This is a genomic window from Ruegeria sp. BHSB058 (assembly GCF_059613285.1).
Genome location: NZ_JBXWSF010000043.1, coordinates 22896 through 34004 on the forward strand (window position 1 = coordinate 22896; position 11109 = coordinate 34004).

An 11109-nucleotide genomic window follows, 5' to 3' on the forward strand; every position below is an offset into this window, starting at 1 on the left:
GTCCAGAGTTGCGTCATTCCCTAGGTATTGCGGCAGCAATGCATTCGATTCCTGGTGCGATCCGTTCATTTGAAATCGAGGAATAGCCTAGGCGATAGTAGTTTCTGGGACGTGCTGGTCCGGAAAAGAATGGCTCTCCCGGTTCGATGTGAACGCTTTGGCTGCGCAGGGTGTTTGCCAAGGCCGTCGTGTTGACGTGCTCGGGCGCTTTCATCCAGAGTGACGAGCCACCATAGGCGCCTCGTCCGGCGATGGTCAGGCCTTGTTGAGCGATTGCCGCCTCGATTGTCTTGCGTCGCTCCAGCAGCGCGTTGGACATGCGGCGGATTTGAGCGTCGTAGTGACCCAGAGACAGAAAATAGGCTGCAGTGCGCTGTATGTGGCCCGGTGGGTGCCGCAAGACAAGCGAGCGCAACGCGCGGGCTTCACGGATGAAGGGTTCTGAGCCGACCATGTATCCCAGCCGCAGACCGGGGAAGAGCGATTTGGAGAAGCTTCCGACGTAGATCACGCGCCCATCCTTGTCGAGCGACTTGAGGGCAGGGGAGGGGGCCCCCAGAAAAGCGAGTTCGAATTCATAATCGTCCTCGACAATCATGGCGTCGATTTCCTGCGCGCGTTGCAGCAGTTCCCGCCGCCGCGCGATCGGCATTGTCGCCGTTGTCGGGCATTGGTGGCTGGGGGTAGTGAAGATGACGTCGGTATCATCGGGAATGGCGTCTGGCGGCAAACCATCCATGTCGACCCTCAGTGTGGCCATGCGGCAGCTCGATTTCGCCAAAAGCTCGCGCAAAGCGTAGTAGCATGGGTCTTCTATTGCGGCTTTTCGATCCGCGTCCAGCAGAACGCGGGACGCGATCCAAAGGGCGTTCTGCGCCCCGAGTGTGATCAGGATCTCTTCGGGCCTGGCTGTAATCCCACGTCGGGGCAGTGTGTGGCGGGCGATGAATTCAATGAGTAAGGGATCGTCTTCGTCGACATAATCTGCCGTGAGCGATGCAAAATCCTTGTGCCCCAGTGCACGGACTGCACATAACCGCCAGTTGGCGTGATCAAAGAGCGTAGGATCTGCCTGACCATAGATGAAGGGATAGCGAAAGTTGCGCCAGTCCCGCGGCTTGGGCAAAACATCACCGCCGGAAAACCGGCGTGCGATCGAATGACCCCAATTTACCGTCTCCTCACCGCGTTGCATCGGTGAATAGGTCGGCGGGACAGGTGCATTTTCCGAAACGTAATAACCTGACCGCCCTTTTGATACGAGATAATCGTTCGCCAAAAGCTCGGTATATGCCAATGTCACCGTGATGCGACTGACACCCAGATGGCTGGCAAGCTTTCTTGATGAGGGCAGTTTTTCGCCCACGTGAAAACGTCCGGACAGAATGCCCTCGGCAATCATCTGTTGAATCTGGGCTTGTAGCGTGCCTTGTCCGTCAGATTTCAGAAAGAATGTGTCGACCGATATCCCCATGAGGTTACCTTAGAGTGGACCTAATTTGGGTGCAATCTGGACTTACCGAGTGGAGGCAGAATTTTCGGTTTTTGGTGGGTTGATTTGAGTTTTAAAACTATATAACTAGAAATATAGTTATAACTGGAGCCTGAAAATGTGGGAAACAGCTGCTGCAGGGTTTTCGGCCATGGGGTCGGAAGCGCGACTGAAAGTTCTGAAGACGTTGGTTCGGGCAGGTGTGCCAGGTTTGTCCGTCGGCGAAATCCAGAACCGCACCGGGATTCCGCCATCAACGCTTGCTCATCATCTCAAGTTCCTTGCTGCTGGCGGTGTGGTCGAGCAGGAAAAACAAGGTCGAAGCACCATCAACAGGGCTCGGTTCGAAGAGTTGAGGAAGCTTGCGGACTTCATCCTGAGCGAATGCTGTGCGGACACCCAATCAAAGGCGGCAAACGATGGCTGATTTGACACAAACGCCGGTTCGACCTGCGAAAGTGCTTTTTACCTACCTAAAAACACCGTGGTCGGCGATTGCAATGATCCTGGCTTGTGTCGCGGTCCTCGATCCGGGAAACTGGGGACTGGTTGTGACATTTGCGGCGAAGGCCCTGGCCCATACTGGCCAGTACATTTTATTCGCGGTGCTGCTTCTGGCATACCTCAAGGCAACCGGTGCCGAAGTCCTGATCGCGCGAGCCTTTGAAGGGCGAGAGTCTCGAATGATCATATTGGCCGCCCTGATCGGGGGGTTGGCACCGTTCTGTTCCTGCGAGGTTATTCCATTCATCGCGGGGCTTCTGGCTTTGGGTGCGCCATTGTCGGCAGTCATGGCCTTTTGGCTCAGTTCGCCTTTGATCGACCCGCCGACTCTGCTGATTACGGCAAGTGCCCTGGGATGGCCTTTTGCCATCGGCAAGGCCGTGGCAGCGGTGGGATTGGGCCTGTTCGGTGGTTTTGTCGTCAGGGCATTGATGGCCCGTGGTGTGTTCGCGGCCCCGTTGCGCGTGTACAAACCTGCAGGATGCTGTGGATGCGGGCTCAAAAAAGCAGATATGCCGATGTGGCAGTTCTGGCAGGACCCGGAACGCAGAACCCGGTTTCGCGCCGAATTCGTTCACAACGGTTTCTTCCTGCTGAAATGGCTGGCATTGGCCTATGTGCTGGAAGCCTTGTTGGTCATCTATGTTCCCGCCGATTTGATCGCCGGTGTCGTCGGGGGCGAAGGGGTGGGGCCGATTGTCGTGGCAGCTCTGGTTGGCATGCCGGCCTATTTGAATTCGTACGTCGCGCCGCCCTTGTTGGCTGGACTTGTGGAGCAGGGGATGAGCGCGGGCGCCGCGATGGCCTTTATGGTCGCGGGTGCGGTCAGCTCCATTCCGGCAATGGCGGCGGTCTGGTCGCTCGTCAAACCCAGAGTCTTTGTGATGTATCTTGGGCTTGGTATAAGTGGCGCGATCGTCGCCGGGGTCACGTTCCAATTGATTATTTGAAAAAGACCCTCCTGGTCTGGAGACTGGGAGGCTCGCTTCAGATGAAATGCCAAACTCTGGTCAGCTTTCGCTGCAATATTTCGGTAATTTCAGGCGATACCGGGGATTGCCGCTGTCCACATAGATCCGCTTTTCGATACAAGCCGTTGTTCCGACCGTCTGGGCAATTTCTCCCTCTGTCGAAGTAATCGATGTTGCTGAACCGTCAGGCAGACGAACCGAGGTGATCACTCCTTGGCTCATATCGCCGTTGACGGCAGTCGCCGAGAGTACCGGCACCGTTATATACGCTTCGTGTTCGTGGGCTTCGTCGCCGCCGAACAGCAGCAGTCCAGTCAGAATTGTGACCAGTCCGGCAACTCCAAGAACGGCAAGTCCCTTGGTTTGAAGAAATACGTATACCGACACCGCGCGATGCGATCCGATCAGTTTGGAAAGCAGTTCCAGCATGAGAAATCCGGGTTAAGAAAGCCCCGGAGCAATCTCCGGGGCTTGTTACCTGTCAGAAACGTGGATCGTCGCTGTCGTCTTCTTCCTCGTCTGCTCCGCCTTTGGGCAGGTTGAAGAAGCTGTCGGCGTCGATCATCGGTTCGTCATCTTCCTTGCTGTCGCTGTCGTCCGACAAAGAGAATGTCTCCAATCCTTCGATCGCGGTAGGGATCTTTGGTGACGCGTCCATTTCAAGCGACTGTTCGGTCGACACCAGCTTGCGACGCTCGTCGTCGCTCATCACGCCGCCTTCTGCGGCTTTCTTGGCGGCGGCCTTCTGCACCACGGCATCCAGTTCGGACTGCTTGCACAGACCCAAAGCAACCGGGTCGATTGGCTGCATGTTCCCAATGTTCCAATGTGTGCGTTCGCGGATCGACTGGATCGTCGGCTTGGTGGTGCCCACCAGCTTGGCGATCTGGCCGTCGCTTAGCTCGGGGTGGAACTTGACCAGCCACAGGATAGAGTTCGGGCGGTCCTGCCGTTTGCTGAGCGGAGTGTAACGCGGGCCACGGCGCTTTTCTTCGCCAGATGCCGCCGGGTTGAACTTGAGCTTCAGCTTATGCAGCGGGTTGTTCTGGGCCTTGTCGATCTCTTCCTGAGACAACTGGTTGTTGGCAATCGGATCAAAACCCTTGACGCCGACTGCCACGTCTCCATCGGCGATGCCTTGAATCTCCAATTCGTGCATACCCACGAAATCGGCGATCTGCTTGAAGCTGATCGTGGTGTTATCCACCAGCCACACGGCGGTCGCCTTGGCCATCAGAGGTTTTGCCATGAGCCTCACTCCTTTGAATACATCTTTCCCGTCGCCGGAATTCGGCGGCCTCGCGAAGCGGGGCAGGTTTCCGTTGTCGGGGAACTCGGGCCGTATATAGTCCGACGTGACGAAGAAGGGAAGAGGTGAATGCGCTGGGTATTTTTGTGGGTTTTTTTGGTTTTTCCAGCATTGGCGATTGGTGAGGAGGCGGGCGAATTTGACTACTATGTTCTGTCTCTCAGTTGGTCGCCCAATTGGTGCGCCCGCGAAGGAGACGCACGCGGAGCGGAGCAGTGCGATGCGCGCCACGACTACGGATGGATAATGCATGGGCTTTGGCCGCAGTATCACAGGGGTTGGCCTGACTACTGCCGTACGATCCAAGCGCCGCCGACCCGGCGGATGACCCGGGAAATGGAGGATATTCAGGGAAGTGCTGGTTTGGCGTGGCACCAGTGGAAAAAGCACGGCACATGTTCGGGATTGAGCGCGGCCGATTATTTTGGCCTGTCGCGTCGGGCCTACGAAATGGTGGTTCGGCCTGAGGTATTTCGTAAACTGGACAAGACCATCAAGTTGCCGGCCGCAGTTGTTGAGGACGCTTTTCTGGAGGCCAACCCCGCTCTTGATCCCGACATGCTCACCGTCACCTGCCGCGATGGGTTCATCGAAGAAGTTCGGGTGTGCCTGTCAAAATCGCTGGAACCTGTTCCCTGCGCGCGAGACACGATACAGGACTGTCAGGCCAAGAATGCGGTGTTCCAGCCGATTCGCTAGCGCTGTCATCCCTGGTCCTTTTGGCATTCGCGAGCATATTCCAGCGCCTTAGCAGTTCCTTTCAGATCTATTGCCATGACCTTTTGCCCTGCAGGATTATACACTGTCATCACCTTGCGTAGGGCAATCGCAGTCACGAAATTCCGGTCCTTGAAGAACACTGTGGCCCCCGGAATTCGATCCTGACGGAAACCTATGGCGGTCGCATCAAAGTTTTCGCCATCCAGATCAAACCGGATTGGATAGGTTTTGCCCGGTTCGACATCTCCCCAAGCCTTGTTGTAAACGGTGAAATACCCGCGATTGTCCAATGCATCATATCCCAGCCGAACCACGGAAAGGTCTTGATAGACGGTCTGGATCAAGCAGCCATTGCCCAAAGCCGGGTCCATCATAATATTCCATCCTTCGGCAAAACCTTTGTCGACCAATTCCTGAGCCGGAGCAGATGTGGCAGTTAGGGCGGTAAGGGCGAGGGCAAACAGTTTTGTCATGGATAGGGTTCCGGCGCTGGATTTTTTCCAGCCATATCGCATGAGTCCTTGAGCCTGAAGTGTTATTGCAAACTCTCGCGTGGATTTCAGGCTATCGCAGGTGGCGTGTCCGAAAATGCTGACCGATTCCGACAATGCTGATCAAGATCCAAAAGCATTCAATCAGCATCGAGGCCAGGTTGAAATTGGTCATCAGCGAGAAAACGATCAGAGCTGATCCTACGAGATTCACCACCGGAAATCTCAGATCGTCCGAGTTCAACCAACGCATCTGGGTCGCGAAGTAGGCGATCACAACGATCAATGCTCCGAATGATCCGATGGCGTCCGCCAAGGATAAGGTATCAAGAAATTCGGCCAAGGAGGTCTCCTGAACTTCATATTTTGTGCAAAACAGGTCAGCTTAGCGATTGCGCAGGTGTCGGTTGCGCGTAATGGTGCATGTTGAGAAAGGTTGCTCCCGCGTGTCCCGCTCGGTAGCCGTGGGGCAGATCGGCGGCAAAGCGAAGCCCCTGACCTGCGTTCAGTGGAACCCATTCGCCGTCGCGCAGCACATCCAGAGTTCCATTCAGGACGAAAACCTCTTCTGTCACGCCTGCGGCATGCGCAGGGGATTCGTGGTATTGATCGGCGTACAAAGCCACGTGAAACGTTTCCGCACACAAGACAGGGTCGAAAGGAAATACGATCTTAACCCTGATTTCACCCGGAAAGGTCACCGTACGGAACACACCGGCATCGGTCGGGTCACGCAGGACATCGTGTCCAATCAATGCGCTTAGCGGCAGTTGGAAGCCTTTGGCGATCTTCCAAAGCGTGGCAATGGTCGGACTTGATTCGCCTCTCTCAATCTGGCCCAGCATGGCTTTGCTGACGCCAGTCAGTTCGGCCACTTTCGAGAGACTCAATCCCGCTGCCGACCTTACTTCCCGAAGTTTTAGGGTGATTTCGTTCGATTCCATGCCCGTGCCCCGCAATATCGCTTGTACGTTATAACGTACATCGGGTAGCGTGCGCTATAACGTACAAGCACCCTATCGTAGGGGCGGGCAAAAGGGAAAGAGCATCATGCCAATGTACCGATCCAGAACCTCGACTCACGGACGCAACATGGCTGGCGCGCGCGGTTTATGGCGTGCGACGGGCATGAAGGACGATGATTTTGGCAAGCCGATCATCGCCATCGTCAACTCGTTCACGCAGTTCGTGCCGGGGCACGTGCATCTGAAGGATCTTGGTCAGATGGTTGCGCGCGAGGTCGAGGCCGCGGGCGGTGTCGCCAAGGAGTTTAACACCATCGCCGTGGATGATGGCATCGCCATGGGTCATGACGGCATGCTCTATTCTTTACCGTCGCGCGAGATTATCGCGGATTCGGTCGAATACATGGTTAACGCCCATTGCGCTGACGCCATGGTCTGCATCTCCAACTGCGACAAGATCACTCCCGGAATGCTGATGGCCGCCATGCGCCTCAATATTCCAGCAATTTTTGTCTCTGGCGGACCAATGGAAGCGGGCAAGATCGATATTGCCGATCTGGATGCCAAAAAAATCGATCTTGTTGATGCGATGGTTGCCGCCGCAGATGACAAGTACACTGACGAGCAGGTCCGACATATCGAGGAAAACGCCTGTCCGACCTGCGGGTCGTGCTCGGGGATGTTCACCGCCAACTCGATGAACTGTCTGGCCGAAGCGCTGGGTCTGGCGCTGCCGGGCAACGGTTCGACGCTGGCCACGCATGCCGATCGCAAGGGGCTGTTTCTGGAGGCAGGACGCAAGATCGTCGAAATCACCAAGCGCCATTACCAGGACGAGGAGAAAGGCCTGTTGCCGCGCGAAATCGCAACCTTCGAGGCGTTCGAGAACGCGATGAGCCTGGACATCGCCATGGGTGGGTCTACCAATACCGTGCTGCACCTGCTGGCAATCGCCAATGAGGGCGAGGTGGACTTCACCATGACCGACATGGACCGGCTCAGCCGACAGGTTCCCTGTTTGTGCAAGGTCGCGCCGAATATTCACAATGTTCATATGGAAGACGTGCACCGTGCGGGCGGGATCTTTTCGATTTTGGGGGAACTCAGCCGTGCAGGCCTTTTGCACAATAGCGTTCCCACCGTGCATTCCTCGACCATGGGTGAGGCGATTGCAAAATGGGACATCAAGGTGGCCAACAATCCTGAGGCCGAGCAGTTGTTCAAGGCCGCGCCCGGAGGTGTCCGCACAACGCAAGCCTTCTCGCAGGCCAACCGGTTCAAAGAGTTGGACACAGACCGGGAAAAGGGCGTGATCCGTTCCAAGGAACACGCCTTCAGTCAGGATGGCGGTCTTGCGGTTTTGTTCGGAAACATCGCTCAGGACGGCTGTATCGTGAAAACCGCTGGTGTGGATGAAAGCATCCTCAAGTTCACCGGCAAGGCCCATGTCTGCGAAAGTCAGGACGCCGCAGTGAACGATATTCTGACCGGCAAGGTCAAAGAAGGTGACGTGGTCGTGATCCGCTACGAAGGCCCGCGCGGCGGTCCGGGCATGCAGGAAATGCTCTACCCGACCTCCTACCTGAAGTCGAAGGGCCTCGGCAAAGCCTGCGCTCTCTTGACCGATGGGCGATTCTCGGGGGGCACATCGGGCCTGTCGATTGGCCATGTCTCGCCCGAGGCAGCCGAAGGCGGGACCATCGGCCTGGTGCGTCAGGGTGACAAGATCGAAATCGACATCCCAAACCGCTCGATCCATCTGGCCGTCACGGATGAAGAACTTGCCCAACGCCGAAAACAGCAAGATGCTGCAGGCTGGCGTCCCGCAGAGCCGCGCAAGCGCAAGGTGTCAACCGCGCTGAAGGCCTATGCCAAACTGGCCACCAGCGCGGCAAAAGGGGCCGTTCGTCAGCTTTGAACGCCAAGTAAAAACAATCGATCCGCCCAATTGGCGGATCGTCCTGTTTCACGAATGTGATTTCGAAAATCGATGACCTGTGCCAACCGGTTTTGTGAACTGGTGGAGTGTCATCATTGGCATTCCGCACGGGAGGCGTTTTGATCGACGCTTCAATCCCCCAGCTTGGCGTGCACCTCGTCCAGGTCGATCTCGCCTATTGGCAACTTGTTGGCGGGGTTCGCGAAGTCGTATTTGAACAGCTCGAAATCGCGCTTGTAGATTTCATAGACAAGATGCATCGACAGATCGTCAAAATAGTCCTCGACCGGATGGGCGCGTTTTGGGCCGTGCCCTTCGGATTCGTTGAAGCGTGGAATTTCTGCCAGATCGACCGGATGCCGGACATCGATACTGTCCAAGACACCCTGCATGCCGTCATTGAAATTCTCGGTCCAGAAAATCCGGTCGTATTTTCCGCCATTTAGAATGAAGGTGGAGATGTGTCCCGACATGGCCGACCAGTGAATGTCTGGATCCATCGGGCGTCGCCAGCGGATCGTGTCGCGTGCGAACAGCAGGAAGCGACGAAAGCTCTTGATCTGGTCGAAGTCCTGTTTGCCGTCGTCACCGCCAACTTCGATACCGTAGTTGTATATTAGTGACGGAACCAGGTTGCCACGGTACCTTTTCCCATTGCGCTGGATTCCGCAAATCTTGTCGAAGAACGAGCTGAGAATCCGCGTATATGGGTTGCGTACGCAGGTGAAAGCAAAAGAACTGTGAGATTTCACATTGCGGCTGATCGGCTCCTGGCTATGGTCGAAGGCCCATTTATGCAAGCCGTCCTGAGCATCATGGATGTCGCCGTCGAAAAACCTGCCGTGATCCGAATAATACATGATCTGGCCGATGGTCGAGCAGGCGCATTTCGGCACCACGCGATACACCATGCTTTCACTTTCCGTCATCCAAGTGCCGGGAAATCCCATCTGCCGTGCCTCCAATACCTGCTTCGTTTCAATTCAATCGGCAGGCGTTATGTTCAAAAAAGCAAAAATACCGAGTTTATTCAATCGCTCGTTCGCATTATCAGGGTGTTCCAAGAGCAGCAATAAGGCACATCGTCCAAAGAAATGGCTAGAATTGCGTATATCCTTTTGTGCCACAAGGACCCCGAGGCGATCATTGCCCAGTCAGAGCAACTGACGGCGGCGGGCGACTATATCGCGATTCATTTCGATGCCAGGGCGGGAAGCGCGGAATTCGAACGTATTCGGTCTGCCCTGTCACCCAATCCGAACGTGACGTTTGCCCGTAAACGCATCAAATGCGGTTGGGGCGAATGGTCCTTGGTGCAAGCTTCGCTTTACGCTGTCGAGGCCGCCGTCGAGGCATTTCCGCATGCCAGCCATTTCTATATGCTGTCTGGGGACTGCATGGCGATAAAGACGGCTGAATACGCGCATGGTTTTCTGGATGCTAACGACAAGGATTTCATTGAAAGCTTTGATTTTTTTGAAAGCGACTGGATCAAAACCGGAATGAAGGAAGAACGGCTGATATATCGCCATTTCTTCAACGAACGGTCGCAGGCGTGGTGGTTTTACAGGTCGTATGAACTGCAGAAATCACTTGGGCTGTCGCGGGACATACCCTCGGATATTCAGATCATGATCGGCAGCCAGTGGTGGTGCCTGCGCCGTCAGACCATCGAGAAAATCTTGGAAGTCACCCGCGTAAGGCGCGACGTGATGCGGTTCTTCAGAACCACATGGATACCCGACGAGACTTTCTTCCAGACGCTCGTGCGCCATCTCATTCCCCGAACCGAAATCGAAAGCAGAACGCTCACATTTCTGATGTTTTCGGATTATGGCATGCCGGTTACATTCTACAATGATCACTACGATCTGTTGCTGTGCCAGGACTTCCTATTCGCCCGCAAGATCAGCGCCGAAGCTTTGGAGCTCAAGAAAAGGTTGGGGCAGCTTTATGCGGCGACGGGTGTGACGTTTCAGATATCGAACGAAGGGGGCAATCTATACAGCTACCTGACCAGCCGGGGACGGATTGGGCGGCGGTTCGGTCAGCGATTCTGGGAGACGGAAAGCACTCTGGGGCGGGATCGGGAACTGATAATCCTGATCTGCAAGAAGTGGCATGTCGCCAAACGCCTGCTAGACCAGATATCTAGTCACACCAACTTTCCGGTGGTCGAGTATCTGTTCAACGAGGAAGACACTCTCCTGCCGGATCTTGGTGGTATTGAATCGGCTTTGTACAAGCGCAGCCGCCATTGTCGCGCGTTGCTGCGGATGTTGTTCGATTACTTCGAATCCAACTGTCTCGTGATCTGCCTGGACCCTGCGAATCTGGATCTTATCGAGGATTTTTGCTCTGACCGCTCGGTGACCCGCCTCCTGGAAATCGAGTGTGAATACACCGACGAATATCTCGTGGGCCATGCCCATCGCGTCGGATTGGCCGGAGAGCATACACCGCCAGCACATCTGGACCGACTTTTGCCCACGATCCGAAACGACATCGCTCATGAGGCCGATTGTATTCGCGATGCCGGGTTTCAAAACTACAGCAGGATTGGCGAAACATACCCGAAAGAAGAGAACGCAAAAAAACTGGCCGAGGTTCTGCGGATTCCACAAGAACTGGCGCTAGAAATATTGTCGGTAGATTATCTGTTTTCCGATTGAGGGCGGTTCTGCCGGCTTACTTGGACTTCCAGCTGTCCAACCAACG

At 55.4% G+C, this 11109-nt stretch carries 12 protein-coding genes; 5 read left to right on the forward strand and 7 right to left on the reverse strand.

Translation table 11 applies throughout. The features are described from left to right. Positions 1-13: 13 nt before the first annotated feature. Positions 14-1474 carry a MocR-like pyridoxine biosynthesis transcription factor PdxR gene (pdxR, locus tag AC2FNB_RS12265; RefSeq protein ID WP_480748615.1) on the reverse strand — a complete coding sequence of 487 codons (1461 nt, stop codon included), beginning with the start codon at positions 1472-1474 and terminating at the stop codon, positions 14-16. 136 nt (positions 1475-1610) lie between these two features. Here pdxR and AC2FNB_RS12270 point away from each other — a divergent pair, with 136 nt between their 5' ends. Beyond that, positions 1611-1919 carry an ArsR/SmtB family transcription factor gene (locus AC2FNB_RS12270; protein WP_480748616.1) on the forward strand — a complete coding sequence of 103 codons (309 nt, stop codon included), beginning with the start codon at positions 1611-1613 and terminating at the stop codon, positions 1917-1919. Then, positions 1912-2946, forward strand: coding sequence for a permease (locus AC2FNB_RS12275; RefSeq protein WP_480748617.1), 1035 nt, complete (start codon positions 1912-1914; stop codon positions 2944-2946). Before AC2FNB_RS12270 ends, AC2FNB_RS12275 begins: the two co-directional genes overlap by 8 nt. Before the next feature lie 60 nt (positions 2947-3006). Here AC2FNB_RS12275 and AC2FNB_RS12280 read toward each other — a convergent pair whose 3' ends face one another. Next, positions 3007-3396: a hypothetical protein gene (locus AC2FNB_RS12280; RefSeq protein ID WP_496746653.1), complete on the reverse strand. Its 390-nt coding sequence runs from the start codon at positions 3394-3396 to the stop codon at positions 3007-3009. Between the two features lie 52 nt (positions 3397-3448). Beyond that, positions 3449-4216, reverse strand: a complete 768-nt coding sequence (locus tag AC2FNB_RS12285) for a DUF1013 domain-containing protein (protein ID WP_480748619.1) — start codon at positions 4214-4216, stop codon at positions 3449-3451. A gap of 129 nt (positions 4217-4345) precedes the next feature. Here AC2FNB_RS12285 and AC2FNB_RS12290 point away from each other — a divergent pair, with 129 nt between their 5' ends. Then, positions 4346-4975 (forward strand): ribonuclease T2 family protein, encoded by a 630-nt coding sequence (locus AC2FNB_RS12290; protein WP_480748620.1) that lies wholly within the window; start codon positions 4346-4348, stop codon positions 4973-4975. Between the two features lie 5 nt (positions 4976-4980). Here AC2FNB_RS12290 and AC2FNB_RS12295 read toward each other — a convergent pair whose 3' ends face one another. The 3 genes from AC2FNB_RS12295 to AC2FNB_RS12305 form a co-directional block, all read right to left on the reverse strand. Beyond that, positions 4981-5469, reverse strand: coding sequence for a hypothetical protein (locus AC2FNB_RS12295; RefSeq protein ID WP_496746655.1), 489 nt, complete (start codon positions 5467-5469; stop codon positions 4981-4983). Between the two features lie 91 nt (positions 5470-5560). Then, positions 5561-5830: a CBU_0592 family membrane protein gene (locus AC2FNB_RS12300; RefSeq protein WP_480748622.1), complete on the reverse strand. Its 270-nt coding sequence runs from the start codon at positions 5828-5830 to the stop codon at positions 5561-5563. A 37-nt stretch (positions 5831-5867) separates the two neighbouring features. Then, positions 5868-6431 (reverse strand): helix-turn-helix domain-containing protein, encoded by a 564-nt coding sequence (locus tag AC2FNB_RS12305; RefSeq protein ID WP_496746657.1) that lies wholly within the window; start codon positions 6429-6431, stop codon positions 5868-5870. 106 nt (positions 6432-6537) lie between these two features. On the opposite strand from AC2FNB_RS12305, the gene ilvD reads away from it, so the two are divergent. Continuing rightward, positions 6538-8370, forward strand: a complete 1833-nt coding sequence (ilvD, locus tag AC2FNB_RS12310) for a dihydroxy-acid dehydratase (protein WP_496746659.1) — start codon at positions 6538-6540, stop codon at positions 8368-8370. 152 nt (positions 8371-8522) lie between these two features. Here ilvD and AC2FNB_RS12315 read toward each other — a convergent pair whose 3' ends face one another. Beyond that, positions 8523-9341: a sulfotransferase family protein gene (locus AC2FNB_RS12315; RefSeq protein WP_480748625.1), complete on the reverse strand. Its 819-nt coding sequence runs from the start codon at positions 9339-9341 to the stop codon at positions 8523-8525. A gap of 144 nt (positions 9342-9485) precedes the next feature. On the opposite strand from AC2FNB_RS12315, the gene AC2FNB_RS12320 reads away from it, so the two are divergent. Continuing rightward, positions 9486-11063, forward strand: a complete 1578-nt coding sequence (locus tag AC2FNB_RS12320) for a DUF5928 domain-containing protein (protein WP_496746661.1) — start codon at positions 9486-9488, stop codon at positions 11061-11063. The last annotated feature ends 46 nt before the right edge of the window (positions 11064-11109 follow it).